The following is a 24,360-nucleotide window of genomic DNA, read 5'->3' as shown; positions in this document are numbered from 1 at the left end:
GCGGCTGTCTTTTGTTGATGGAGAAACTGCAATCGCTCAACGATGTGCCGGTTCAATTCCATCAGCGTGGCTTCATCAAGACTATCAATATCGAGCTCGGTAATCGGAGTCTTCTTCATCGTGCAATCTATACGACCTTCTTGGGCAAAAGGAATTATGGTAGATTGCAACTCACCGTGCAACTGCACAACAAAATGGCACCGCCAACGGATATGCCCCGCTTACAATTTTTGCCGGTTGATGCGGTTTTTGCGCACAGTTTAGACCGCTGATATTTCATGCAGAATTATGCGATTTGGAACCTAACGGCCGGTTTGCTTGCGTTACTGGATATATGAGTTTCCGTTTTGAGAAGGCGACTTAGGGAAGCGTGAGGTATTGCAGGATTGTGTGCGTCTGCCTATGGCACCGCCGCCCTATTCGCCGGTTTCACCGGCTCACCGAACCATCCGTGCCGTTTGCCAGCCTTCGCAACGGCGTTTCCGGTCTTTTGCTCCGCAAGCCCGTCTCTTGCCTGCTTCGTCAAGGCTCCCGGCACGTCCGTTTCGGCCCATGCGGGTGACGACCGGACTGACGCGGCGATGCCATCGCTTCGCTCATGCCATCGCAGAATAAAAGTCGGCCGTAGGCCGTCCTATTCGCGTCAACGCGAAAAAGGATGCTCATCATGCATATGAGAAGGCTTGTTCAACTGGCGATGTCCGGCGTCTTGGTTCTTGGCTCGTTCGCTTTCGCTGAAGAACCGGACTGGACCGGACGCTCACAACAGGAACGAGAGGCCGATAGTTCGGACTCCCGGCACGAAAACCCCGAGGAATCGACAGAGCAACCGCCTGTTCTCCCGCCGCCAGCCTCGCCAAGATCGCCCAAATAATCAGGAACGGAGAGCCGCGTTGCGGCTCTTGCTTGTTTGTCTCGAGGGGGAGAGATCGGCCGCCGGTCTCTCCCCCGCAACAGGCAAAACCGGTTTCCCCGTCCTTCCGCGGGCGAGCTCGCCGGCGTTGCCGGCGAACTCCCCCTTGTGCAGGACCAGGTGCGCGGATTTTGCGCGTCCCGCGCGGATCCTCGCAACCTGTCCCTTCGGGCGGGTGATCCCCCTCCGGTTTTGCCTGTTGCCCCCCTCTCTCCGGTCGGATCGCCGACTGCTCGGGAGCAGGAGCCGGGCTCCTGCCCCTCACCGGGACAGGAAGACCGCTTCGCGGATCAGGAGAGAAAACACCATGGCGAAACTCAGCAAAGCACAGCGCAAGGCCCATGCCGAGGCAGAGGCGATCCTGACAAAGGACCGCCTGACCGAGGACGAAAAGGATTTTGTTTTCCAGAACTGGCATGAGGGCGCAAACTTTGAGACCGGCGCGGCTGGCGCATTCTTCACGCCGTGGGACATGGCAGCAGATTTCCAGATCGATACGCGCAGCGGGCGCGTGATCGACCTTTGCGCAGGCATCGGCATTTTGAGCTATTTCATCCATCATCGCAGCCTGTGGGGCGGCGGTAGGGGGGCCGATATCACATGCGTTGAGATCAACCCCCGTTATGTGGAGATCGGGCGCAAACTCTTGCCGGAGGCCCGTTGGATCAATGCCGATGTTTTCGACTGGCGCGAGCTTGATCTAGGCCACTACGATTGCGCCATAGGGAACCCGCCGTTCGGGAGGGTGAAGCGGCAGGGGAATGGCCCGCGTTATCGCGGTCAGGACTTCGAGCTTCACGTTATCGATATCGCTTCTGAGCTTGCCGACTATGGCGCTTTCATCGTGCCGCAGCAGTCCGCCAGCTTTCGCTATTCCGGAACGCAGCTTTACCAACGTCTTGAGAAGGGGCGCGGCGTCGATTTCGAGCGTCAGACCGGCCTTGAAATGATGGGCGGCGCAGGTATCGACACGGCTTTTTATCAAGACAAATGGAAGGACGTTGCCCCCCTCTGCGAGATCGTTTGCATTGAATTTGCCGAATGCCGCGAACGCATGAAGGCCGAACGTGACCGGATCGCCGCCCGACCCATGCCGCAAATAATGCGGCAGGCCGAGCAACTGGCCTTGCTGTGAGGGGAGATCGGGCAATGTCGAAAATAAGCATCAGCCTTCTGGAAGGCTACCACATCACAGCAACCGACAAGCGCCATATCGCGGCGATTGTCGAACGAGGTTGGCGCGAGGGCGTAACCCGTCAGCGCCGATACAAGATCACGGAGAGGACCGGCGATATAGTTCGCCTTGTGATCGAGCGGAGCGAAAGGGACATGCACGGACGGCCCACGACCCGGCGCAGCAAGGTTGTCATCAGGATCAGGGAAGGGCAGGGGCATGCGTGAGCGGGATAGTGTCACGGTATTTGATACCCCCTCAAATCTAGGGGGAAGTTTCACCGTGTCGATTTTGAAGGAGATCGACCCCGAAACTGTCAAGGTGCGCGTCTGGTACGGGCGCGCAACGCCGAGCGGTTGGGAGCCTTGGAAAGATTGGGACGGCTACACCTTTCAAACGCGCCGCGATCTTCTCGCTAATAAGCGTGTCATGCGCTTGCGCAAGCCTTGAGCGAGCAACCATTATGAGCAGGGTCAGAGGCCGAGGCTAGAGCAACTGGATTGAACCGCGCACCGGTGCTAGAAGAAGGGCATATTATGAGCCGTTATTATATCAATCTTTTCAATCAAGGGCGCACCGACGCGGGCGCTGTCATCGGCTATGATCCGCCGTTGCGCACGTTTTTCCTACAAGGGTTTATTTCGGAGGAATCCGATTTTGAGGAGCCTGAAATCTGGCTCGGGACCGTCCTTGAAGAGTTTCCCACCCTGGAATGTCTTGTCGAGGAAGCGCGATCACGCGGCTACGAAATCGGCCAGCTAAAGAGGGATGACGTAATCTCCATGTTGGCGGAGGCTGGTCACAAACATGAGCCGACGATTTGGGAGCGGCTTGGCCTGATCATTTAGAACGGGAAAGGAAACATATGCTTGAAAATCTTGGAGAATTCATTTCGCCAATGGCGACCATCGTCGCCGCTTTATGCCTTATAGTCGTATTGGTCTGGATATTCAGAAAAGGGCTTTAAGCAAAAAATGCCTCATCCCTCGCGTGTTGACGATCTGCAAAAGAGTATCGCTCGCTTTGCGATTATAATGACTGTCGGAGGATTAGGATTTCTTGCGACTTATTTTTTGACTGGCGGATTGGCATCAGACGATGCAAAACTAGTAGGGATGCTGCATGGATGTATATTCTTGTGTGGCTTGGTTATGCTCTTGGTGCGGTTGCTCGTCTATTTTCAAAGGCGTTAGTGCGCTAACGCGCTGGGGGATATCCCGCCGCCAGTTCGCCAATATTTGGTGAAAATATAGTGCGGAAATCCCGCATGTGTCGCTTGACAAATGTACGGAATTTCTGTACTTAAATCCCATGCACACGGTCATTGAAACACCCGCCTATCTGTCATCCGCCAAGGATGAAAATGTAAGTGAGGAGGAGCGCATCGAGATTGTGTCCTTCCTCGCTTCAAATCCAGACGCGGGCGATATCATGGCCGGCACAGGTGGAGCGCGAAAGGTGCGTTTCGGCGGTCGCGGCAAGGGAAAGAGCGGCGGCTATCGGATCATCACCTTCTATGCCGACGAGGATATTCCGGTGTTCTTGCTCGATATCTACAGCAAGGACACGCAGGCAAACCTATCGAAGGCAGATCGAAACGAGCTGCGCAAAATTCTGACGGTCCTTCCGCAAATATGGAGGGAAAGCGTCAGTGAACAGGTGAAGAAACTCAGGAGTCGAAAATGAGCAAGGCAGGATCACGAATTTTGCAGGGCGCACGGGAAGCTCTTGCTTTTGCTAAGGGCGAGGCCGATCCGGCGGAATATGTTATTCATATCCCGCCACAGGTGGACGTTCGCGCCATCCGTCAGAAAACCGGATTGTCCCAAAAGGCGTTTGCCGCCCGGTACGGATTTTCCTTCGGTCGCGTTCGCGATTGGGAACAGGGCCGCTCCAATATCGATGCGCCGTCCCGCATCCTTCTCACCATCATCGAGAAGGAACCGGAAGCAGTTGAACGGGCGCTTTCCGCAGCCTGACCGGAGGCCTTATGAAGCAGCAGGCAGACCGCAGGAATGATCCACGTAAGGTCTACAGAACGGCGGACACGCCGTCCGATCTAGCGGAAATGCTGATAGTGGAACTGGATAAGCGCTTGGCAGGTAAGCCGGTAGCAACGAGAGGAGAAAAGCCATGGCACTAGCCCTCAAGCAGAAGGCCCCGGCCATCACCGCCGATGAAATGGAGCGCCGTCGCAAGATGGTTCGCAGCGCATTTCGTTCGAACGCTATGGAAGGTCTTCGCCCGAACCCGGCATGCCAGCCGGTATTTGACGCGTTCATTGCTGGCGAGATCGAGCTTGACGAGATGATGCCGCGCGTTAAGTCCATTCTCGGCATCCAGTAGGCATGTCGTTTACGCTCGCCGACGGCGAGACCCTTCGAAACAAGATAGGGGCCGAGACACACGAGGCGCTAGAAGCGGCCGAGCACCCGATTCTAGCGATCCGGCTGCTCGAACTGCGAAGCGGTCTCGGTCCCGAACCCACCTTCGACACGGCCCATCTTCAGGCGCTTCATAAGCACCTGTTTCAAGACGTGTTCGAATGGGCGGGCGAGCTGCGCCATCATCCATTCACTTTCGCTGACGGTACGCAGGCCTCAATGCCTGCCATGCACAAGATTGGCGGTAAGGATTTCGCGATCGGCAACGAGATCGACAGAGGCTTGAATAACCTCATGTCGGATCTCGAATCCCGCAACTTCTTGCGTGGCCTTGATCGCGAAACCTTCGCAACGGAAGCGGCCGACGCCTTCGCCCGGATGAATTCCATCCATCCTTTTCGCGAAGGCAACGGCCGGACTCAGCGTGAATTCTTCGCGGCCCTTGCCGAAAGGGCAGGGCATCCGCTCGAATTCGGCGTGATTTCCGACGAACGCATGACGTTCGTCTCAGTCGCCGCCCATGAACGCGGCGACCTGGCGCCCATGCGTCGCATGTTCGCGGAAATCACCGACCCCGATCGCGTGAACGCGCTCGAGGTCGCGCAGCAGGCTATTGAGCGCTTCCGCCCTGTGCAGGCCCCGCACGTCACGGCATGGGACGGTATATATATGGCGACGACCGAACCGGGGCAGGATTATCGCGGCGTCTTCAGCGGTGCGGCCGGTCGCAACTTCATGATGCAGAGGGATGATGGCGCGATCATCATAGGCAACGTGGTCGATCTGCCGGAGCCGCGCCCGGAATCAGGCGCGCGGCTCTCCTTCACCGCTTCCGATCCTCGCCAACTCCAACCCGCGTATGAGCAGGCACAAGCGCCGCTCATTGCCGCCGTTACCGATTGGCCGCGAAGCATCGATGAGACCGTGGCGGAGAGGATTTCGGCCCGGCCGACCATGCAGGCCGCGAACAGCCGCCTTGAGACGGCGGTTTCGGCAGTCTGGCAAGATCCGCAAGCGGTCCTTGCCGAATTGCGCAACCGCATCGAGGTTGAACGCCGTCCCGTTTCCGAATTTGCGCAGGAAATGCGAACCAATCCGGAGGCTTTCGGCTCGCTCCACGGCAACCGCAGCCTTTTCGGCCGCGATGACGCGGCCCGCGAAAAGGCGCTTGCTGCCGTTCCGCTCGCCGTCGCTGCGCTCCATGATTACGGGCAGGTACGTGGCTCCCTGGCCGTGGACCTTCGTCGCGACGAAGAGCGCTTTCGCACTCTTATGCGCGAGCCGGTCAACGATCTGTCACCCGCTGCCCGCGAGCTGGTCGGCCGGATTGAAAAGACACCCGCCCACGAGCTGGGCGCGGTGCTCGGACAGGGCGACCATAAGCAAGCCTTGACCGAATTGCGCGGCTTTATCGCCAACATTCGTGACCGCTTTGGCGCTCCCGGTTCGCTGGAGCTCGACCGGGACCGCCTTTCGCGTGCGATTCCGAATGCTTCGCCGGAACGACTTGAGGCGTTCACGGCGGGCTTTTCGCGCGCGCAGTTCATCGTCTCACGCGCAGAAACCTTCGAGCAGGCCAACACCCTGCAGGCGGCTCACAGCCACCAGCAGGGACATGAGCAGGGCAAGACTTTCGAGATGTAGCAGATGCGGTTGATGCTTTATGCGGCATTTTGCTAAGTATCGCTATTCCCGTCAGCTATAACGAGGTTTCCGCTTATGAAGTTCACCTACATCGCCTTTGCCATGGTAGCCCTTGCTGGCTGCACGACCGCCCAAAAAAGCCCTTATGACCTGACCGCAGTCTGCCTCACTGACGAAGGAAAACCGGTTTCCAAGGGCATGACCTACAAGGGCAAGACATGCGGCCAGTCGGACATGCCGATCGCTGACGGCAAGCCTACGCCGCTCGTCTGGCGATAAATGGGAGGGGAGGGGACATGAAATCTTGCCTTGTCATCGTAGCCGCCCTCTCGGCGCTCAGTGCCTCGACAGCGATCGCGCAAACCTTCGAGACCGTCGATAGGAGCCCGGCCGGCGATCGTTTCGAGAAATCCGCCAACTTCGACATTCTCGGTATTCACCCCGGCGATACGATAGAGGACGTAAAGACGAAGCTGAAGGCCGAATTTCCGGACGGTCGTGAGCCGGAAGAAACCCGGCTGAAGGGATCGGTATCAACGCCTGAAGGCGCACGCGCCGAGATTGAGTTCGTCAACGAGATCGCTTCTGGAACTAGTGACGGAAAGAATCAGGTCTACGTGAATTTTGCTTCCGAGGTCTACGATAACAGAGCGCTTTCGATTCGTCGTATCGTGGGATTTGAGACCTTTACGACCGCAGACGTTTTCCGAAAGCAAGTTGCCGAGAAATACGGTCAGCCTTCTATTGTCGAAGATGAAGGCGGATTCCTCAAGCTATACTATCTCTACGCGAATGGCCGCTTGGTCTCGGATACCGAAGCTCCCAAAACCAAGGAAAATTGCAATCGCGTCAACGAAGGAAGCCTTTGCGATTTTGTAGAAGTCCAGCGGTCATCCGATAATCGAAACATTGAGATCGCGCAGAAGCCATGCGCAGCATTCTTTCACAGTCAATGGCAGTACTTAGGGAAATATCAGGTTGGGGAGCGAAATTCTGTTATTAAGGATGACCGGTGCGACGGGATCATGGTCGTCAGCATGAGCACATTCCAGCCCGAACTAAACTCGGCAGAATTCACCCTTGTCGATGTCAAGCGGGCCTATGGTCATCAGACCGCCCTGGATGCTGCCATAGAGGCCAAGTTGAAGCAGGGCGTCGATATGGACAAGGTTGCCAAGCCGCGTCTTTGATCTAATTGCACAGGCGCTATAATTGCATGATTGCACCGCCACCCGTATCTGACGCTCCAATTGACGTCGATCACGTATTGAACTTTGCTTTTTTTACAGGCGCGGTGTTAGCCGTGCTTTTGACGCTGAGCGCTGTTATATGCATCCAATGGCTTCGACGGCTCACGCGATGGATTTGGTGGCTCTATACACCGCAAGGACGGCGCTCCACCGCGAAACACGAAGCCGGTCACGCCCTTGTTGCATCAGTTCTCGGTGCGGAAATTGTGGGCGTATCTGTTTATCGCAGGGCAGTTGATGGCGACCTAGGATTGTCCGTTCATAGAAATCCATTGATTGCTGCAGATACGCTTGAGGATGTTTGGCAAATGTTGGTCAGAGAAATAGCCGTCTGTTTGGCCGGGGGAATGGCAGAGCGGAAGTGGTCAAACATTGATGCTGTAGCTTACTCAATGGGAGCGTCGAAGGATTTGGCGAAAGTGCAGGCCATGGCCTCACTCGCGAGATTCATTACACACCGCCCTGATCCAGAGAGCGAGATTAAGAAGGCCTTATACGACGACATTCAGACGCCAAACTGGCAAAGAGCGATAAATGATCTGGCAAGCGCGCTTTTGAGGTCAAACGGAGCAGGTGTTACCTCTCCTGTGGTTGCTAAGGTCGTGGATCAATACATGTTGCAGCTACCTATGGTAAGATCGCTCGCGGAAGCCCGAAATACCACAAACGATCCCAGGAACACCGTCATCCCCTGACGATCACCGGCGCTCCGATCGGCACGCGCTCATATAGATCGATCACATCACGGTCAAACATGCGAATGCATCCACTCGATACGGATTTGCCGATCGAGCTTGGATCATTCGTGCCGTGAATGCGATAGAGCGTGTCCCGACCGCCCTGGAACAGATAGAGCGCGCGAGCGCCAAGAGGATTCGCCGCACCCCCTTGCACACCGCCCGCTAGTCGGCCCTTGCCGTCAGGATCGGCGGCAATCATGTTCGCCGTCGGCGTCCACTTAGGCCATTCTTCCTTGCGGCCGACTGTCGCCCGCCCGCTGAAACTGTGGCCTGCTTTCCCGACGCCGACCGGATAGGTGAGGGCTTTGCCGCCGCCCTGTATCAGCAGCAGTTCATACCGGGATGGCTCGACAATGATCGTTCCGGCCGGCTCGCTTGTTTCATAGTCCACTGTCCGTCCGCCTCGGTTCGAAGGTGCTGGCCGATCCAAGCCAACCCGCTCCGTTTCCGAGGAAGCACAGCCAGTCAGCATCGAGCCGGCTGCGAGCAAGAATATCCGTCTGCTGTATTTCATAGGTTACGACCACTTCTGAATTTGACATACGTTAGCTGCCGACCATGGGAATGGTGCAGACGGACTAAGCGATGAGCACTGAATTTCCCGGCGCTGCGTCCCCTGAGTGAAGAACCTTTGCGTAAACTCCAAGGCATGGAAATGCCCCGACATCTGGTATGTCCACGCGGTTCTGCGCATGGATTGCTCGTAATACATCTGGTTTCGGCTCAAGCCCGAGACCGTGAGCCAAAGTGGGCGTGTCGCAAATTCTTTTGGTTAACTAGCTGTTGACCACAACGGTGGAAATTCAGCTCCCGATGTAGCGGAGCGTAGCCATGATTCTGAATGCCATTGCCGAAAAGCTGAAGCGCCAGTCGAAGGACGATTTCAAAGGGCGGCATTTCGAGGCATGGCTGATCGTGCAGGCAGTGACATGGTATCTACGGTATCCGCTCAGCTACAGAGATCTCGAGGAGATGTTCCGCGAGCGCGGCTTCGAGGTCGACCATAGTACAATCAACCGCTGGGTCCTCGCCTATGCACCTGTAATCGAGAAGCGCCTACGCCAGTTTCGCCGACCGCATTGTGGCTCAGTCAGGATTGACGAGACCTACGTCAAGATCCGGGGCAAGTGGCGATACCTGTACCGCGCCATCGACAAGCACGGAAACCCGGTCGACTTCTTGCTCACCGCGAAGCGCGATCTCGACGCCGCCAAGCGCTTCTTCCGTAAGATGCTCAAGGATGAGCCGCTACTATCGCCGGGTAAGATCGGTACAGATGGCGCTAACACGTTTCCTTCAACGATCAAAACAGCCATCGATGACGGGCTCCTGCATCCGAGCCCGGTACATTATGTCACGAAGCACCTCCAGCAAGGCATCGAGAGCGACCACTTCCGGGTCAAGAAGAACATGCCCAAGATCGGCTGCTTCCAGTCATTCAAAACGGCGCGCCGGACGATCGCTGGGTTCGAAGCGATGTTGTGGCTGCGCAAAGGCTTCGGCTTTTCCGGCGACTGGACAATCAACGACCAGAATGACCTGCTCGGGCGCCTCTTCGGACTTCAAAAGGTTAACAAAGCGTGAAAATGCCACCGTTCGCGGGGTAGTCTCAGCCTACTGCAAGGTTTGCGACAAGCCCCATATTATCGTTGTCAAAAGCGCCGCCGTGATTCATCCTGCTTTTCGATGATTCTGCGGCCCAAACTCCTCTCGCGCCACCCCGGCAAGCTTCTTGACGCGGTGGCCGTCGCTCCGTGGGCCCTGGTCCCGGCCTGGCTGCGCCGGGCAATCCCGGATGCGCAAAGCGTTGCGGGAAAGGAAGTTGAGGAGGTCGCGCTTGCTGCCGGTGCTGCTATCGGCGCCCTCGATGCGGTAGTCCGCCGGCAGGAACGGTGGGCCGGGGTCTGGCGGCAGCGCCTGGCGCTTGTCGCGGCCGCGGTGACGGCACGACAGGCCGGCCGCGTCGAGGATTCTTTGGCATTGCGCGACGCCGTGCTGCTGACACGCCCCGGCGATTTTTTGTCCGTTGGCCCGGCCGGGCTTTTGCTGCTCGCCTGGCGCCGGTTGGTCGACACGCCTGCCGAGAAACTGCTGACCGAGCGGAGCATCGGCGCGGTGTTGGAAGAACTCGGCTACGCCCCGGATGAAGAGGTGGTCAGCGCTCTGGTGGGGGAACTCGGTCAGATCGGCGGCGGGGCAGAGACGGTCGGGATGCTGACCGGTGCTTTTGTGGCCGCCGAACGCTATGGTTTTGGGCCGGCTTTCGGCGCCTGGCTCGCCGACGGTCTGCTGGCGCAGCGGCTGGCGTGGCCGCATGCAATACCGCTGCTGGGCACCGAAGCTGCTTTTTTTGGCATGCGTGCCGGGCATTCACGTCGGGCGGCGACCGGTATGGCGGCAGCGGGCCCTGAGACAGAGCCGGAGCGTGCCAAAAAACTGCTGGCGGCACAGGCGCGGGCGGCGCTGCGCGCCATCGATCTTTTTGCTGAGCTCGGCCGCCGTGCCGAAAAACTGCTGGCCGTCGCGCCGAAACTCAGGGCCAAGGGAGCGGACGCGATCGTCGACCGGTTGTTGAACGAAGACGCGCTCATGGCCTCGCGCGGGGACAAAAAAATGGACAAAAAGATGAGTGACCGGGGGCTACGCCGCCTGTTCGACCGGCTTCTTGTCCTGGGTGCCGTGCGTGAGCTGTCCGGTCGCCCGACCTTCCGCACCTACGGACTGTGACGATGGCGGCTCGTTCGACCAAAACTCGGCGAGACAATGGGGATGGGCAACGACCGTTGCTTGACCGGGAGCTGGATCACCTGCCGCCGGAGGCGCGCTGGCGCGAATGGATGCAGCGCGTTGAGGCAACCATTTTTGCCGCCAGCGAGCCGGTGACACGTAGTGTCCTCGCGCGGGTGGTTGGCGCGGATTGCAACCTCGATCTCTTGATCGACGACATTCGCGAGGAGCTGCGCGGGCGGCCTTACGACCTGGTCGCCGTCGCCGGCGGCTGGAAACATTTGACCCGGCCGACCTATGCCGACGCCATCCGCGCCGCTATGGGCGGCAGTGAGAAGGCGATGGATCTCACGCAATCCGAGGTGCTGGTGCTGATGTGCGTGGCGTATTTCCAGCCGATCACCCGCGCCGAGTTGTCGTCTTTCTTCGGCAAGGAGATCAGTCGTGATTTTATTGGTCATCTGCGCGGCGCGAAGCTGATTGCGTCCGGCCCGCGCAGCCCGACGCCCGGCGCGCCCTACACCTACGTGACGACCAAAGAATTCCTGTTGGAGTTCGGCCTCGACACGCTGCGCGACCTGCCGGATTTCGAGGCGCTCGAAGACGCCGGGTTGCTGTCGAAGGAGAAGCTGCTGGCAGGGGATATTCCGATGGGGATTGCGGGCGGTGAAGATGATGGCGAGGACGAGCAGCCGAGCGTCGGTCTCGTCGACGACGCGATGTGATGAACGGATCATCCTGGTTTTCCTGCGCCCGCCGATGAGAACTCATGACCATGACGACTGATCGTGCGACAGGCGATGACCGGTGAACCTACATGGCGTTGCCGTCAAGCAGGCTGGCCGGAAATAGCACCAACTTGGTGCCGCCGGCATAGCGTCGCGGCGAGAACAGGATGTCACGAAACCCTGCTGCTTGACCTGGTCGGCGGGCTTCCAGGAAGATTCTGATGCTGTCCCGTGTCTTCCTGACGACCAGCACGAAAGCGAATTTGCTCGTGCGAACAAGGCCGGTCTATGCCGATGCGTCGTCTGGCGGGGCAGTTCGCTTTGGAGCGGTTTGGTGATCGCTGAGGGTCTGGGAGAGACTGTGCAGCGCCCTCAGCAATTCTCCCATCGCCATACTGTGGGACAGCCCGTCTTTTTCGACGACCTTGATCAGCGCCTCGATATGGGCGCTGTCGGTATCCCACGGATTCGAAGAAGTTTTCATAAAGCATCGATTCAGGGGCAACGCGCGGGCGGCCAGGAGCGGGATGCCGCCCGCCGTGTTGCCTGATTTGCGTACTCGTTACCTGGCGCGAATCCCAATCTCGCTGATTATGGTTAAAATAGCATTACAGACTGCGTTTGAATCAGCACCGAAGCATGCCGCTTTGTCGGGCGGATGCAGCGGCACGAGGGCAATGCCCGTGTCGAACGGACACGACAGGATGGCCTGCTCGATTGTCAGAAACTGAAAGCGAACAGTAGATGTCGGTGTGATCGCCAGGACTGCTGAGCGACCTTACGGAATTCGAGGATTTCGGCTGCCCGCTTTGGCATCGAATGCTCGGTCGTGGTGATTGAGTGTGAAATCGCACCGAACAGTAACCCCGCGTCGAGCAGGATTTATCGACCTGATTTCATTGCGAAAATTAGAATTGTCCAAGGATCTAAGAAGGCGCAAATCGCAACCCTTCGAAAATCTGGGAAAGAGCAGCTGAATCAGACACTTGAGCATGCTGGTGCTTGGGGTTACTGTTCGGCGCGATTTCACAACGTGTATGCGAAACTGATAAAGGTGAAGGCCGCGCCACCTCGATGACAACCTTGTCCGCTACAATGTCGCTTGCACCTATTCGCTGCTGGGCGAGACTGATGGTGCCATCAAATTGCCGGAAATTTGCCTGAAGCAGTTTGGGACCGACATGAAGCAATGGATCAAAAACGACTCTCGATCTCATCCGGGATCATCCGGCAATCAGACGCTTTTAGCGCCGTATTGATGTCCGTCAGCAATGCTATGTTAGGAAGTCAAATGGCTGAGCCGCCCTATCGCGTCCAGGCGTTCAACAGCGCCACGCACTCCGAAAACAGGATGCACGATGATGCGGTGGCGCAAAAATATGGCTTCAGCGGCGGCCTGGTGCCAGGCGTCGATGTCTTTGCGTATATGGTCCACGTTCCGGTGGCGAAGTGGGGACGAGCCTTCCTCGAGCGCGGCCTGATGGAGGTGCGCTTCGCGAAGCCGGTTTACGATGGCGAAACCGTGGTGGTTACGTCCGAGCCTTCAGACGAAGGCCTAGCGATTGCGCTCAACGGCAGCGACGTTCGAGCTGCCGGCAGTGCCTCGCTGCCGGACGCGCCACCCCCGATCTCCGTTGGCGATTATCCCGAGACTGCGCCGGTTGCGGTGCGGGGGCCGGTCGATCTCAGGTCTTACCAGGTCGGCAAATGGCTCGGAACGGCGCCGCGCTCCTGGCCGGGCCAATCTGGAGCGGACTATCGGGCGGAAGTACGCGAAACCGATCCAATCTATGCTCGCGAAGGGTTGGTGCATCCCGGTATGGTGCAGCGGGTTATGAACCGGGTCTTGATGGAGAACGCTTTACTGGGGCCGTGGATTCATCTCGGCAGCCGCATGCAGATGCTGTCCACAGCTGCTTGCGATGAAGAGTTGGTCGCGCGGGCACGCGTTACCGCGAACTACGAAAAGAAGGGCAACCGTTTCGTGGAAGTAGATGCCGTTGTTGTTGCGAACGGCCGGAAGTTGATCGCCCACTGCCAGCACATCGCGATCTATCAACTTCGCGAACGAGCAGCGTGAGGCACAAGGCTGTCGAGCAGCATCGTCACCGGCGCACCCGGTTCTGCAGGCCGTCAAAACAGATAAGGGAACGCAAGACACGCACGTGACAATCGCTCCACCAGACGCGGACGGGGATTCTAGTCGCCTTTCAAGTTTGTCCCCCAGGACAGCCCGTGTCTGCTTCGGCGGCGCGGGCATCCTTACAACGAAAGCAATCAAAGATGCCCAATGCGGCGCTGGTATATCCCGATACGAAGCTCTTTATTGATGGCGAATGGCGTGAGGGTCGCGAATGCCGGACTATTCCGGTTATTGATCCGGCGACCGAGGAGACGATCGGCTCGGTTGCACATACCGCGCGCCGGATCTCGACGCCGCGCTGGCCGCCGCCGATCGCGGCTTCAAACTCTGAAGCTCAACCTCGGCGTTTGATCGGTCTAAGCTGATGTGCAAGGCCGCCGGCTTGCTGCGAGAGCGCGGAGATCGCATCGCCTGGCTCCTGACGCGCGAGCAAGGCAAACCTTTGGCAGAGGCCAAGGGCGAAGTGATGGCGGCGCCGACATCATCGATTGGTTCGCTGAGGAGGCGCGCCGCACTTGCGGCCAGGTGATTCCGGCGCGCGCGCGAAGAGCCATGCAGATGACGCTCAAAGCTGCCGGTCGGTCCGGTGGCCGCGTTCACGCCCTGGAACTTCCCGTCAATCAAACAGTGCGCAAGCTCTCCGCGGCGCTCGCCGCCGGCTGCTCGATCATCGAAGGCGCCGGCACCGCCGCCGGCGGCGCCTGCCGAGCTCCTTGGCGCCTTCGTCGATGCCGGCGTGACCGCCGGGGGTCGTCACTCTGGTCTCTGGCGCGCCGGGGGAGATCTCCGAGTGTGAAAATGCGCCGGCCAGTGACCCCGCGTCGAGCAGGATTTGTCGTGCTGATTTCATTGCGAAGATGAGTGTTGTCCTAGGGATCTCAGAAGGCACGATTGTGACCCTGCGAATCTCACAAAGAGCAGCTGTATCAAACTCTTGAATGTTCCAGTACCTAGGGTCACTGGCCGGCGCATTTTCGCAGCCGATCGCCTAATCAGATTCACGCGCTCGAAGGCGCACTGAGTCAGTCGGTCTGGTCGGCATCGAGGTATCGTCCCTCGGTTCATTACGCTTCGGCACCTTGGGGTCGATTGCACTATTTGGTAGTTTGTTCCGGCGCCGCGTGGAGAGTCTGCCATGTGGCCAGGGCTCGGGACAAGTGTCGGTCCATCATTCCCACTGCCAAATCGGTTCGACGAGCCTCAATGGCTTCAAGTATCTCACAATGATCGTCGTAAGCTTGCGTGCCCCGTGAGTAATCTGAAAAGTATATTATGCGACGCTGTTTTGAGAATTCATAAAATAATTTCACCGTGCGAAGCAGTACTCTATTCTGTGTTGAAGCGACGATTCCAAGATGGAACGCTTCATCCTCAGCCTCAATTGTCTTTTTGCTATCAATTGCAAGCTTCGTTTTGTAGAGGATTTCCCTCAGCCGATCTACGTCCTGATCCCGCCTTCTATCGCAGGAAATCCGTACGCCCTGCAGCTCCAGAATACTTCGCACTTCAAACACGTCCTTAGTCTCTTCAGGCTGAAACGGCAGGCCAGAAGACGCACGAAGAACGAGGGCCTCGATGCTACTTTCCTCAGAATTTCTAAGATAGATCCCAGAGTTAGGCCTTCGCTCAATCACACGCATCGACTCGAGAGCGGCCAAAGCCTCGCGAACCGCCCCGCGACTGACATTGAACCTGTCGGCAAAGTCACGTTCCGACGGCAATCGTTCGTTCGGCTCATAGCGACGCTCATCAATGAATGAGAGTATTTTCCCTACAACGTTCGGGACACCGGCAATCCTATCGCTTTCCGTCTTCTCAAGCATTTTTCGGTCTTTTTTCCAGCCGTCAGTCCATCCCAACCAGGTCCATCCCGATACGGAAGGGTCATAAATCATACGCGTTGCTTGGCAACTCGAACCCAAAGTACCAGTGAAACCCTAGCCGGTCTACCAAATTGGTTAATCCGGCTCCGCGCTGAAGCTGCCATATGCCCGATGGTTAAGCCACCCGTTCATTAAACTCCCCACGGCATGCCTTGCGCGTAGAGATGGCCAAGCGCGGCGCCCGGCCAACACCAAGCCGATGGCCTAGCCGTAAACGCCGTCCGCCGTTCAGGGCCTTCCTCTATCGCCACCGCACCCTCGAGACGCAGGTCGAAACTACCTTGCTCTCGTCAAACTCATTTCAGCTAAAATCTAGATGCAATTCATGGGTCGGTGACCTATAAATGCCCCCGGAACGCTCGGAGAGGCGTTCAGGTAGGAGCCCGACCATGATCAAGATGAGCGTCTACTATCCGGCCCATGGCGGCTCGAAGTTCGACCACGATTACTACTGTGCCAGCCACCTGCCACTGATCAGAGAACGAATGGGCGATGCCTGCCTGCGCTACGAGATCGAGAAGGGCCTAACGGGCCGCGAACCTGGAAGCGCGCCGGAGTTCGTCGCAGCGTGCCACATCTACTCACCGAGCCTGGGGACATTCCGGGAGGCGTTCGGCCCACACCGCGCGGAGATCGTCGCGGACGTCGCCAACTATACGGACATCGCACCCATCGTGCAGATCAGCGAAATCGTTGGAGCGTAAGGGCTTCGGTGCGTCAGGCTTGGCCGTTGTCCGGGATCGGCGTCGTGCTCGCCATGACCAGCTAACCGGTGCCGAACAGGTCCACGATCAGGAACGTGTCATTGCCATTCATGCGACAACTACTTTGCTCTCGTCAAGCGCGCTTCAGCCAAAATCTGGATGCGCTCTATGAACCGGTGAAGTAGACCGGCGCTGGCGAACGGTTCCAGAAAGCACCCGAAGCCTGCATCATTAACTCCATCTATCTTCGAAGTAGGGGTCAAAGTTCGGTCGTGCGGATACCCGCCGGGACCAGCGCCGCGTCGATCATTGCCATGACCATGTTCTGCGGGGCCTTGCCGATGTCGATGACATGTCGGCGGTGTCTATAGTGAGGGTGAACATGCGTCTCTCTCCTCACCTGCGAAGAGTAGAGCGAAGGTGCAGCCCGCTCACCGACTTGAGGCCAGCCTGCCGCAAAGTTCATCGGCAAAACCCGCTTCCAAGCACATTCCGCACGCAAAAGCCGTTTCACGCTTTTGCTTGGAAATGGGGTTAGCCCTTGTCCGCGGCCAGGCCTACCTGTTCGACAGCGTGCGCCGCGCAGATTTCGTCGTTGTCCGATGTATCGCCGGAGATTCCGACAGCACCGAGGGTTTCGCCCGCTTCCCCGCGTATCAGGACACCACCGGGAACCGGCACGATCTTCCCGCCGGAAACGCCGGACAGGGCTTGGACAAAATGAACACGCTCGGCGGCGGCCGCGTTCAGCCAGCGGGAGCCCGAGCCGACCGCCAGCGCGCCATAGGCTTTGCCAAAGGCGATCTCGAAGCGGAGCATGGAAGAACCATCCTGCTTCTGGAATGCGATGAGGTGGCCGCCTGCATCGAGCACCGCGACCGAGAGCGGCTTCAGGTTGAGCTCCCGCCCCCGATCCAGCGCGGATTCGATGATGCGATTGGCGACATTCAACGTGATGGTATTCATTGTTTTATCCCGTTCCGAGAACGTTCTCGCCTGCCCCACTGGCCTTCAGCTCCAACCGGCGGGCGTGCAGAACCGGCTCGGTATAGCCGTTCGGCTGGGCGCGGCCCTGCAGCACCAGATCACACGCGGCCTGGAAGGCGATCGAATTCTCGAAATCCGGGGCCATCGGCCGATAAAGCGGGTCGCCCTCGTTCTGCCGGTCGACGACCGCCGCCATGCGCTTCATCGTCTCCATCACCTGATCGCGCGTACAAACGCCATGATGCAGCCAATTGGCGATGTGCTGCGAGGAGATGCGCAGCGTGGCGCGATCCTCCATCAGGCCGACATCGTTGATGTCCGGCACTTTCGAGCAGCCGACACCCTGGTCGATCCAGCGCACGACATAACCCAGGATGCCCTGGGCGTTGTTGTCGAGTTCCTTCTGGATCTCTTCGGGCGTCCAGTTCGGCCGCAGGGCGACGGGGATCGACAGGATGTCGTCGAGCTTGGCCTTCGGGCGGTTTTTGAAACCTTCCTGCACGGCGTGCACATCGACCTTGTGGTAGTGCGTCGCATGCAGCGTCGCGGCTGTCGGCGACGGCACCCAGGCGGTGTTGGCGCCGGCCTTCGGGTGAGCGATCTTCTCAACCAGCATCGCCGCCATCAGGTCGGGCATCGCCCACATGCCCTTGCCGATCTGGGCATGACCGGCAAGCCCGCACTCCAGGCCGGTGTCGACATTCCACGCTTCATAGGCGGAAATCCACGCCGCCTGCTTCATGTCGCCCTTGCGGATCATCGGGCCGGCTTCCATCGAGGTGTGGATCTCGTCGCCGGTGCGGTCGAGGAAGCCGGTGTTGATGAAGACGACGCGTTCGCGGGCTGCACGGATGCATTCCTTGAGGTTGACCGTGGTGCGGCGTTCCTCATCCATGATGCCCATCTTCAGCGTGTTGGGCTGCATGCCGAGCGCCTGTTCGACGCGGCCGAAAAGCTCGACAGCGAACGACACCTCCTCCGGCCCGTGCATCTTCGGCTTGACGATATAGACCGAGCCTGTCCGCGAATTGGCGCGGCGGCCATTAGGGCCGACATCGTGCAGCGCGATCAGGCTGGTGATCATCGCGTCCATGATGCCTTCCGGAACCTCATTGCCGTCGCGGTCGAGGATCGCCGGGTTGGTCATCAGGTGGCCGACATTGCGCACCAGCATCAGCGAGCGGCCGGGCAGAGTCAGTTTGCTTCCGTCGGGTGCCGTATAGTCGCGGTCAGGATTGAGCTTGCGCGTGAACGTCTTGCCGCTCTTCGAGACCTCTTCCTCTAAATCGCCCTTCATCAGGCCGAGCCAGTTGCGGTAGACGGCGACCTTATCCTCGGCGTCGACCGCGGCGACCGAGTCCTCGCAGTCCTGGATGGTGGTAATGGCCGATTCCAGAATAACGTCTGAAATTCCAGCCTCGTCTTGGCTTCCGATGACGTGTTGATCATCAAGGATGATTTCGATGTGAAGGCCGTTTCTCGATAAGAGCAACGAAGACGGATTGTCGACGTCACCTAGGTACCCCGCGAATTGTGAGGGATCGCGCAACCCACCCTCCGAGGAGCCCGTCATCAGTCGAAACTGACCATCTTTAATTTGAGAACTGGTCATGTTTGACCAGCTGTCTGTCTTCAACGGCACGCTGTCATCTAAGAATGCTCGCGCCCACGCGATGACTTTCTCGCCGCGCTTGGGATTGTAGCCATTGCCCTTTTCGGCGCCGTCGGTCTCGGGAATGGCATCGGTGCCGTAGAGTGCATCATAGAGCGAACCCCAGCGCGCGTTGGCGGCATTCAGCGCATAACGGGCATTCATCACCGGCACGACGAGTTGCGGACCGGCGACGGTGGCGATCTCCGGATCGACGTTTTCGGTGGTGACCTTGAAATCCGGACCTTCGTCCAGCAGGTAGCCGATCTCCTTGAGGAAAGCCTTGTAGGCCGCCATGTCGGACGGCGCGCCATTTTCGCGATGCCAGGCGTCGATCTTCTCCTGAATCTCGTCGCGCTTTTCGAGCAGCGCCCGGTTCTTCGGAGCGAGGTCGCGAACGATCTTGGCGAAGCCGGCCCAGAACTCTGCGAGCTTGATGCCGGTGCCCGGCATCGCGCGCTTGTTGACGAAATCGTAGAGCCCGCGATCGACCTGCAACCCGCCGACTTCGATTCGATTTGCCATGTCCAAAGCTCCGTTATGGCGCCCCCACAGGCGCGTATCGTTTCGCGGGTTCGGTGCATAGAAAAACCCTTCCACTTCCAGCTCTGCGCTGACGGAAAGGTTCGTGACGCCGGTCTGAACCCTGATGAATCGGTTTGCGGTATCAATCTCGCGAACATCCCGCACCACGCTATCGGCCGTCGGAAGTGCGCCGCCTGCCAACGATGTCTCCGCACCGCGCGGGATAACCGGAACCCGCAGATTGTGGCAAATTCTCATCGCCGCCGCTACCTCCTCGGTGGTGCGAGGCAGAACCACGGCGAGCAGCGGACATCGGTACGCCGTCAAACGCGTCGCATTCATATGCCTGGGTTTCCTCCGGGTCCGAGACGATCGCGTCCGCGGGCAGGACGGTACTCAACGCGGCGACGATCTCGGGCTTATGGGCGATGATCGCGGCGTCGGGAACGGGCATGGCGATGCTGGACATTGGCTCAATTCCGTCTGACCGAAAGCAGTGAATAACCGGACGCTCCTTCGCGCTCGCCTTCATCGAAGGCACACGAGATGCGCAGGCTCGCGACAAGCAGACTCACGAGCATCACAGCTATTTCCCGCGCGCCGCGCGAGAATCCGGAGCGAAGGGGAAGCGCGATATTCGCTGCGGCGGCTCGCCCGCGATGACCTTGGCGCGTCGAACGGCTGAGACCGAATCCGGAGCGCACGCAGCCGGCCCTGAATCATCCGCAATAGATAATCTTGTCCTTCTCAAGTCGCGATATTTCATCGTCGCCGATGTTGAGGATTGAATTGAGGATGTGCTTCGTATGCTCCCCAAGCATGGGGGGGCTGATGGTGTACTCAATTTCTGTCTGAGAGAATTTGATCGGATTGGCCACGAGCGGCACGGTCTTGCCCGTGGTGTGGGGAAGATTGATCTGCAATTCGCGATGGACGACCTGCGGATGCACGAATGCCTGGTCGAGTCGGTTGATCGATGCGCATGGTACGCCGATGGGTTCGAGAAGCGCGATCCAGTGCTCGGTTGGTTCCTGGGCAAGGCGTTCGGTCAGGATCGGGATCAGAGCGTCGCGGTTTTCCAAGCGATCCGTGTTTGTGGTGAAACGGGGGTCGTCGCAGAGCACTTGCAGCCGGGACGCCGTGCAGAACTTCCTGAACTGCTGGTCGTTCCCCACCGCAAGCACGAATGATCCGTTGCTCGATTTGAACACCTGATAGGGCACGATGTTCGGATGGGCGTTTCCATATCGGCGCGGCGGCTTCCCCGTGGTCAGATAGTTCAAGTTCTGGTTGGCCAGAGCGGCAAGCTGGACATCAAGAAGCGCCATGTCGATATGCTGGCCCTCGCCCGTCCGCTCGCGATGCAACAACGCCGACAGCACACCTGTTGCGCTATACATTCCAGTGAGGAGATCGGAAATCGGGACGCCGACCTTCTGGGGCCCGCCGCCGGGTTTGTCGTCGGCCTCGCCCGTGATGCTCATCAGCCCGGATATGGCTTGGATGGCCATGTCGTATCCGGCCACGGTCTTCATCGGGCCGGTCTGGCCGTATCCCGTGATGGAGCAGTACACTATGTCCGGCTTGATGAGGCGGAGCGTTTCAAAATCCAGCCCATACCGCTTCATGTCGCCGACCTTGTAGTTCTCGATAAGAACGTCGGCCTTCTTGACCAGAGATCGAACGATGTCAGCGCCGGCTTGCGTGGCGATGTCTACGCAAATCGAATGCTTACCGCGATTGGCGCTGAGGAAATAGGCGCTCTCGGTCGTTCCATCCAGATGCGGTGGGCCCCAGTGGCGGGTGTCGTCGCCGGTAAAGGGGCGTTCGATCTTCCAGACCGTCGCCCCTAGATCGGCTAAAAGCTGCCCGAGCCACGGGCCCGCTAGAATCCTCGATAGATCAAGAACTTGGTATCCACTCAACGGTCCGGCCATCTCAACCACTCACATTGCGATTAACGTGCCTCTCTATGGAAGCTATGGCGAAACGTAACTGGACATACCAGATTGGTCAATCCAATAATTTTGCCCCGCGTCCTGTGGGTGCTATAAAAAATCTATCAAGGGGGACATTGACGAAGCAGCGGGATTGGTCTATCCAATTTGGTCTACAAGTAGGTCATCGGGAGGGATGGCCTGCGAAGCCCACAACAGGGCATCACGTTTAGGGAGGTTACGCTGCATGGCGCGAATATCGCTCCAAAATGTCTCCAAGTCGTTTGGTGGCGACCAGGGCCCATGGGCCGTCAAGGATTTCTGCCTGGAGATAGAGGATGGCGAGCTCGTTGTTTTTGTCGGTCCTTCGGGATGCGGAAAATCGACGACACTGCGGATGATCGCTGGCCTCGACGACACCACTTCAGGCGCTATCACGATCGGCGGGCGGGATGTCACCGGTCTGCCACCGAAAGATCGCAATGTTGCGATGGTCTTTCAGAACTATGCGCTGTATCCGCAGAAGTCGGTCTACGACAACATGGCGTTCGGCCTACGGGTGCGCGGTGAAGCGAAGCAGGAGATCGACCGGCGCGTGAGGGCTGCAGCGGCCAGCCTAGACCTCGAATCCCTGCTCCACCGCAAGCCGCGACAGCTGTCGGGCGGGCAGATGCAGCGTGTGGCACTCGGGCGTGCGCTCGTGCGGGACCCCGATGTTTTCCTTCTGGACGAGCCGCTTTCCAATCTGGATGCGAAGCTGCGCGTCAAGATGCGGGAAGAAATCGCGACGCTCCATGCCCGGCTCCGGGCGACGATGATCTTCGTGACACATGACCAAGTCGAAGCAATGACGCTCGGGGACCGCATCGTGATCATGCGCGATGGCGTGATCCAGCAGGCTGGGAGACCTCTCGAACTCTATGACCGTCCCGCAAACACGTTCGTAGCCGGGTTTATCGGTTCGCCCGAAATGAACCTGATCGACGGGCAGTTGTCCGACGCAAGCGGGCGGCTCGAGGTGCGATCGGGAGACCTTTCGGTAGGCATACCAGAAAAGACCTTCGCCAGGAGCGGACAGAACGTGACGCTTGGAATCCGGCCCGAGCACCTCGTCATCTCTAACGGCTCGCCGCTTGAGATGACCGTGAACTTGGTCGAGCAGATCGGAGCGCAGACTTATCTCATGGGCACGCTGGCCGGCCATAAGATGCGTGCCGTCCTCCAGCGTCGTGATGAAATCCGCGCCGGTGACAAACTCCCTATCGCCTTCCCGAGTGAGCGGCTTCACCTGTTCGACTCCATTAGCGGTGCGTCGCTGCGGATGGCGCAAACGGGCGGCAAAATCGGCGTAATGGAAAATGCGTAATGGCCCCCTGCGAGAGCGGCGGGTCAGGCTGATACTGCGCCCCTGGACCGTGGAGGGCGTCACCGGACTTCAGTAGGAGCTCTGTGTCGCGTCCTAACGATAGCACCTCTGGAGCGTCATAAAGGAGGGTCAACGCTATACTCGATACCGGCGACGTTAATTCTTGGCATTTGGCTTGAACTGACAAGTTAACAAGGGAGGAGCAGGAAATGAGCATTTACATTCCAGGTAGAGTGAGAATGGCGGTAGGCTTGTCCGGCATGACCCGCCGCAACTTTCTTAAATCCGCTGCCGCCGTCGGAGCAGCAAGCCTCGCGGCGCCTGCGGTGGTGCGGGCCCAGTCCGGCGTCACGCTTCGGTTTCTCAACAACGAAACTTCGGTCGCTAGTCAGGCAGCCCTGAAAAAAGCGTGCGACGACTACGAAAGCAAATTCGGCGTCAAGATAATCGTCGATTCGAGCCCCATTAGCGGCACGATGCAAAAAGTGATGGCGGCGGTCGCTGCCGGCCAGCCCTATGACATCATGACTTCCGGGTTCATCGCTGGAATCTTGGAGTATATTCACGCCGGCGCCATCGTCCCGGTGACCGACCTGGTCAAAAAGTATGACTGGGGCAAGAAGGCCGCATGGGAGTATCAAGGTGAGAACTGGTACTATCCGTTCGATTACAACCTCGTCGTAAATTATTACCGGAAAGACCTCTATGCCCAGAAAGGTCTGAAGATACCGGAGACGTGGGACGACTTCTTGAAGAACTGCCAAGCGCTTACAGTCGTTAATGGTGGAAATGTTGACGTCGGCGGCTGTGTCATACCTCTTGCAAGCGACAGCTCGACCAACTGGGCGAGCTTCGGCAATATGTTCGCCGAAGGCGCGGAGCTCTTTGACAAAGACTGGAATGTCGTTTTCGACCAGGGCGAGAACGCTGATCGTGCCACGCGCTTCTTGGATTTCTACGGCGAGTTGTACAAGACGATGCCGCCCGGCATGAACGCCGTGAGTTATGCTCAACTAATGAGTCTCTTCGCCACCGGAAAGGCGGCACACAGTGTCTATTCTGGTCGGTTGGTCGAAGCGCTTGAAGCGACTAACCCAGAACTCGCCGATAAGTACGGAATATTCCCCTCGCCTGGTAGTACCGGTCAAAAGGCACTTTCATATGCTTTTGACGGCTTCTGCGTAGGGAAGTCGAACCAAAGCGAGGAGGCGATTAAGTTCCTTCAGTGGTTTGCAGAAGAGCATTACGTCGATTGGCTGCTTTCAGCATGGATGAACAACCATCCGGCGCGCCTGGACATCTATGAGAACGAGCGTTGGAAGAGCCATCCCATGATCAAGAAGCATTGGAATACGATGATGACGATGAAGTCCTACATTGAAGGCGACAACATCAAGATCATGGCAATCGACACCAGCGGTCCTTCGATCGACATGCGTGCTTGTAACGTATTCATCGCGAATGTCATGCCGGAAATGCTCCAGCAGAAAGTCCTCGGCAACGCCTCGTCGGCTGATTGCGTCGCCGCGACTGCGCAACGCATTCGCTCCGTCATCTAACTGCAGATCGGGGCGGCCTCCGCTGCCGCCCCGATCGTTCGTTCA

28 protein-coding genes and 1 pseudogene are annotated in these 24,360 nt (G+C 58.3%); 21 read left to right on the top strand and 8 right to left on the bottom strand.

The features are described from left to right. The 12 genes from JNC70_RS17185 to JNC70_RS17130 form a co-directional block, all read left to right on the top strand. On the top strand, nucleotides 1-272 hold a 272-nt coding region (locus JNC70_RS17185; protein ID WP_374788737.1), incomplete at its 5' end, for a hypothetical protein. Between the two features lie 948 nt (nucleotides 273-1,220). Then, a complete protein-coding gene (locus JNC70_RS17180; RefSeq protein WP_100560350.1) occupies nucleotides 1,221-2,048 on the top strand; it encodes a class I SAM-dependent methyltransferase in 828 nt (275 codons plus the stop codon). Nucleotides 2,049-2,062: 14 nt separating this feature from the next. Beyond that, entirely contained in the window at nucleotides 2,063-2,314 is a 252-nt protein-coding gene (locus JNC70_RS17175) for a hypothetical protein (protein ID WP_100560352.1), read from the top strand. Nucleotides 2,315-2,369: 55 nt separating this feature from the next. Then, entirely contained in the window at nucleotides 2,370-2,537 is a 168-nt protein-coding gene (locus JNC70_RS17170) for a hypothetical protein (protein WP_157803369.1), read from the top strand. Between the two features lie 50 nt (nucleotides 2,538-2,587). Beyond that, complete coding sequence (locus tag JNC70_RS17165; protein WP_226622911.1) at nucleotides 2,588-2,935, top strand: hypothetical protein; 348 nt, start codon at nucleotides 2,588-2,590, stop codon at nucleotides 2,933-2,935. A 421-nt stretch (nucleotides 2,936-3,356) separates the two neighbouring features. After that, complete coding sequence (locus JNC70_RS17160; protein ID WP_313709323.1) at nucleotides 3,357-3,773, top strand: type II toxin-antitoxin system RelE/ParE family toxin; 417 nt, start codon at nucleotides 3,357-3,359, stop codon at nucleotides 3,771-3,773. Further along, nucleotides 3,770-4,066 carry a helix-turn-helix domain-containing protein gene (locus JNC70_RS17155; protein ID WP_100560358.1) on the top strand — a complete coding sequence of 99 codons (297 nt, stop codon included), beginning with the start codon at nucleotides 3,770-3,772 and terminating at the stop codon, nucleotides 4,064-4,066. The genes JNC70_RS17160 and JNC70_RS17155 overlap by 4 nt, the downstream gene beginning before the upstream one ends. A 154-nt stretch (nucleotides 4,067-4,220) precedes the next feature. Then, complete coding sequence (locus JNC70_RS17150; RefSeq protein ID WP_100560360.1) at nucleotides 4,221-4,433, top strand: antitoxin VbhA family protein; 213 nt, start codon at nucleotides 4,221-4,223, stop codon at nucleotides 4,431-4,433. Between the two features lie 2 nt (nucleotides 4,434-4,435). After that, nucleotides 4,436-6,115: a Fic family protein gene (locus JNC70_RS17145; RefSeq protein WP_100560363.1), complete on the top strand. Its 1,680-nt coding sequence runs from the start codon at nucleotides 4,436-4,438 to the stop codon at nucleotides 6,113-6,115. A gap of 75 nt (nucleotides 6,116-6,190) precedes the next feature. Beyond that, nucleotides 6,191-6,394: a hypothetical protein gene (locus tag JNC70_RS17140; protein ID WP_100560365.1), complete on the top strand. Its 204-nt coding sequence runs from the start codon at nucleotides 6,191-6,193 to the stop codon at nucleotides 6,392-6,394. A gap of 17 nt (nucleotides 6,395-6,411) precedes the next feature. Next, entirely contained in the window at nucleotides 6,412-7,305 is an 894-nt protein-coding gene (locus JNC70_RS17135; protein ID WP_100560367.1) for a hypothetical protein, read from the top strand. Between the two features lie 26 nt (nucleotides 7,306-7,331). Next, complete coding sequence (locus JNC70_RS17130; RefSeq protein WP_100560370.1) at nucleotides 7,332-8,060, top strand: M41 family metallopeptidase; 729 nt, start codon at nucleotides 7,332-7,334, stop codon at nucleotides 8,058-8,060. On the opposite strand, the gene JNC70_RS17125 is transcribed toward JNC70_RS17130, so the two are convergent. Next, on the bottom strand, nucleotides 8,050-8,496 hold the full coding sequence (locus tag JNC70_RS17125; RefSeq protein ID WP_235913277.1) for a L,D-transpeptidase: 447 nt from the start codon (nucleotides 8,494-8,496) through the stop codon (nucleotides 8,050-8,052). The genes JNC70_RS17130 and JNC70_RS17125 overlap by 11 nt on opposite strands. Nucleotides 8,497-8,936: 440 nt before the next feature. On the opposite strand from JNC70_RS17125, the gene JNC70_RS17120 reads away from it, so the two are divergent. The 3 genes from JNC70_RS17120 (at nucleotide 8,937) to scpB (ending at nucleotide 11,557) form a co-directional block, all read left to right on the top strand. Then, entirely contained in the window at nucleotides 8,937-9,689 is a 753-nt protein-coding gene (locus JNC70_RS17120; RefSeq protein WP_035228067.1) for an IS6 family transposase, read from the top strand. A 102-nt stretch (nucleotides 9,690-9,791) separates the two neighbouring features. After that, a complete protein-coding gene (locus JNC70_RS17115) occupies nucleotides 9,792-10,832 on the top strand; it encodes a DUF1403 family protein (protein ID WP_154386543.1) in 1,041 nt (346 codons plus the stop codon). Between the two features lie 2 nt (nucleotides 10,833-10,834). Beyond that, nucleotides 10,835-11,557: an SMC-Scp complex subunit ScpB gene (gene scpB / locus JNC70_RS17110; RefSeq protein ID WP_093037012.1), complete on the top strand. Its 723-nt coding sequence runs from the start codon at nucleotides 10,835-10,837 to the stop codon at nucleotides 11,555-11,557. A 289-nt stretch (nucleotides 11,558-11,846) separates the two neighbouring features. Here the strand turns inward: scpB and JNC70_RS17105 are convergent, their stop codons facing one another. Then, nucleotides 11,847-12,044: a hypothetical protein gene (locus JNC70_RS17105; protein ID WP_093037015.1), complete on the bottom strand. Its 198-nt coding sequence runs from the start codon at nucleotides 12,042-12,044 to the stop codon at nucleotides 11,847-11,849. A gap of 442 nt (nucleotides 12,045-12,486) precedes the next feature. Next, complete coding sequence (locus tag JNC70_RS17100; RefSeq protein WP_139274564.1) at nucleotides 12,487-12,777, bottom strand: hypothetical protein; 291 nt, start codon at nucleotides 12,775-12,777, stop codon at nucleotides 12,487-12,489. Nucleotides 12,778-12,851: 74 nt separating this feature from the next. Here JNC70_RS17100 and JNC70_RS17095 point away from each other — a divergent pair, with 74 nt between their 5' ends. The 3 genes and pseudogenes from JNC70_RS17095 (at nucleotide 12,852) to JNC70_RS17085 (ending at nucleotide 14,564) form a co-directional block, all read left to right on the top strand. Then, a complete protein-coding gene (locus JNC70_RS17095) occupies nucleotides 12,852-13,640 on the top strand; it encodes a MaoC family dehydratase (protein ID WP_093037332.1) in 789 nt (262 codons plus the stop codon). Nucleotides 13,641-13,795: 155 nt separating this feature from the next. Continuing rightward, nucleotides 13,796-14,068 carry a hypothetical protein gene (locus JNC70_RS17090; RefSeq protein ID WP_245414195.1) on the top strand — a complete coding sequence of 91 codons (273 nt, stop codon included), beginning with the start codon at nucleotides 13,796-13,798 and terminating at the stop codon, nucleotides 14,066-14,068. After that, nucleotides 14,068-14,564, top strand: a pseudogene (locus JNC70_RS17085) (aldehyde dehydrogenase family protein). Before JNC70_RS17090 ends, JNC70_RS17085 begins: the two are co-directional and overlap by 1 nt. Nucleotides 14,565-14,797: 233 nt before the next feature. Here the strand turns inward: JNC70_RS17085 and JNC70_RS17080 are convergent. Then, on the bottom strand, nucleotides 14,798-15,562 hold the full coding sequence (locus tag JNC70_RS17080) for a FadR/GntR family transcriptional regulator (protein ID WP_371822012.1): 765 nt from the start codon (nucleotides 15,560-15,562) through the stop codon (nucleotides 14,798-14,800). Between the two features lie 413 nt (nucleotides 15,563-15,975). Here JNC70_RS17080 and JNC70_RS17075 point away from each other — a divergent pair, with 413 nt between their 5' ends. After that, on the top strand, nucleotides 15,976-16,290 hold the full coding sequence (locus JNC70_RS17075) for an EthD family reductase (RefSeq protein ID WP_093037020.1): 315 nt from the start codon (nucleotides 15,976-15,978) through the stop codon (nucleotides 16,288-16,290). 259 nt (nucleotides 16,291-16,549) lie between these two features. On the opposite strand, the gene JNC70_RS17070 is transcribed toward JNC70_RS17075, so the two are convergent. The 4 genes from JNC70_RS17070 to JNC70_RS17055 all read right to left on the bottom strand — a co-directional run bounded on the left by JNC70_RS17070 (nucleotide 16,550) and on the right by JNC70_RS17055 (nucleotide 21,390). Further along, nucleotides 16,550-16,756: a hypothetical protein gene (locus JNC70_RS17070; RefSeq protein WP_093037023.1), complete on the bottom strand. Its 207-nt coding sequence runs from the start codon at nucleotides 16,754-16,756 to the stop codon at nucleotides 16,550-16,552. A gap of 68 nt (nucleotides 16,757-16,824) precedes the next feature. Next, a complete protein-coding gene (locus JNC70_RS17065; RefSeq protein WP_093037026.1) occupies nucleotides 16,825-17,256 on the bottom strand; it encodes a GlcG/HbpS family heme-binding protein in 432 nt (143 codons plus the stop codon). 4 nt (nucleotides 17,257-17,260) lie between these two features. After that, the gene (locus tag JNC70_RS17060; RefSeq protein ID WP_245770677.1) at nucleotides 17,261-19,795 is read right to left on the bottom strand and encodes a malate synthase G; all 2,535 of its coding nucleotides are present in this window, start codon (nucleotides 19,793-19,795) and stop codon (nucleotides 17,261-17,263) included. Between the two features lie 377 nt (nucleotides 19,796-20,172). Next, complete coding sequence (locus tag JNC70_RS17055; protein ID WP_374788736.1) at nucleotides 20,173-21,390, bottom strand: CaiB/BaiF CoA transferase family protein; 1,218 nt, start codon at nucleotides 21,388-21,390, stop codon at nucleotides 20,173-20,175. Nucleotides 21,391-21,637: 247 nt separating this feature from the next. On the opposite strand from JNC70_RS17055, the gene JNC70_RS17050 reads away from it, so the two are divergent. Then, entirely contained in the window at nucleotides 21,638-22,756 is a 1,119-nt protein-coding gene (locus tag JNC70_RS17050) for an ABC transporter ATP-binding protein (RefSeq protein WP_374788735.1), read from the top strand. Between the two features lie 209 nt (nucleotides 22,757-22,965). Further along, entirely contained in the window at nucleotides 22,966-24,315 is a 1,350-nt protein-coding gene (locus tag JNC70_RS17045) for an ABC transporter substrate-binding protein (RefSeq protein WP_154386605.1), read from the top strand. The last annotated feature ends 45 nt before the right edge of the window (nucleotides 24,316-24,360 follow it).

Origin of the sequence: Brucella oryzae, assembly GCF_041929965.1 — a bacterium.
GTDB lineage: Bacteria > Pseudomonadota > Alphaproteobacteria > Rhizobiales > Rhizobiaceae > Brucella > Brucella oryzae.
This window is presented reverse-complemented; position numbering and strand designations above follow the sequence as displayed.

Bases quoted from the DNA above. Each gene is read 5' to 3' on its own strand.
- JNC70_RS17180 (WP_100560350.1), top strand. From the start codon at position 1,221: ATGGCGAAACTCAGCAAAGCACAGCGCAAGGCCCATGCCGAGGCAGAG.
- JNC70_RS17175 (WP_100560352.1), top strand. From the start codon at position 2,063: ATGTCGAAAATAAGCATCAGCCTTCTGGAAGGCTACCACATCACAGCA.
- JNC70_RS17155 (WP_100560358.1), top strand. From the start codon at position 3,770: ATGAGCAAGGCAGGATCACGAATTTTGCAGGGCGCACGGGAAGCTCTT.
- JNC70_RS17150 (WP_100560360.1), top strand. From the start codon at position 4,221: ATGGCACTAGCCCTCAAGCAGAAGGCCCCGGCCATCACCGCCGATGAA.
- JNC70_RS17145 (WP_100560363.1), top strand. From the start codon at position 4,436: ATGTCGTTTACGCTCGCCGACGGCGAGACCCTTCGAAACAAGATAGGG.
- JNC70_RS17140 (WP_100560365.1), top strand. From the start codon at position 6,191: ATGAAGTTCACCTACATCGCCTTTGCCATGGTAGCCCTTGCTGGCTGC.
- JNC70_RS17135 (WP_100560367.1), top strand. From the start codon at position 6,412: ATGAAATCTTGCCTTGTCATCGTAGCCGCCCTCTCGGCGCTCAGTGCC.
- JNC70_RS17130 (WP_100560370.1), top strand. From the start codon at position 7,332: ATGATTGCACCGCCACCCGTATCTGACGCTCCAATTGACGTCGATCAC.
- JNC70_RS17120 (WP_035228067.1), top strand. From the start codon at position 8,937: ATGATTCTGAATGCCATTGCCGAAAAGCTGAAGCGCCAGTCGAAGGAC.
- JNC70_RS17115 (WP_154386543.1), top strand. From the start codon at position 9,792: ATGATTCTGCGGCCCAAACTCCTCTCGCGCCACCCCGGCAAGCTTCTT.
- scpB (WP_093037012.1), top strand. From the start codon at position 10,835: ATGGCGGCTCGTTCGACCAAAACTCGGCGAGACAATGGGGATGGGCAA.
- JNC70_RS17105 (WP_093037015.1), bottom strand. From the start codon at position 12,044: ATGAAAACTTCTTCGAATCCGTGGGATACCGACAGCGCCCATATCGAG.
- JNC70_RS17100 (WP_139274564.1), bottom strand. From the start codon at position 12,777: ATGAGATCGAGAGTCGTTTTTGATCCATTGCTTCATGTCGGTCCCAAA.
- JNC70_RS17095 (WP_093037332.1), top strand. From the start codon at position 12,852: ATGGCTGAGCCGCCCTATCGCGTCCAGGCGTTCAACAGCGCCACGCAC.
- JNC70_RS17075 (WP_093037020.1), top strand. From the start codon at position 15,976: ATGATCAAGATGAGCGTCTACTATCCGGCCCATGGCGGCTCGAAGTTC.
- JNC70_RS17070 (WP_093037023.1), bottom strand. From the start codon at position 16,756: ATGAACTTTGCGGCAGGCTGGCCTCAAGTCGGTGAGCGGGCTGCACCT.
- JNC70_RS17065 (WP_093037026.1), bottom strand. From the start codon at position 17,256: ATGAATACCATCACGTTGAATGTCGCCAATCGCATCATCGAATCCGCG.
- JNC70_RS17060 (WP_245770677.1), bottom strand. From the start codon at position 19,795: ATGAATGCGACGCGTTTGACGGCGTACCGATGTCCGCTGCTCGCCGTG.
- JNC70_RS17055 (WP_374788736.1), bottom strand. From the start codon at position 21,390: ATGGCCGGACCGTTGAGTGGATACCAAGTTCTTGATCTATCGAGGATT.
- JNC70_RS17050 (WP_374788735.1), top strand. From the start codon at position 21,638: ATGGCGCGAATATCGCTCCAAAATGTCTCCAAGTCGTTTGGTGGCGAC.
- JNC70_RS17045 (WP_154386605.1), top strand. From the start codon at position 22,966: ATGAGCATTTACATTCCAGGTAGAGTGAGAATGGCGGTAGGCTTGTCC.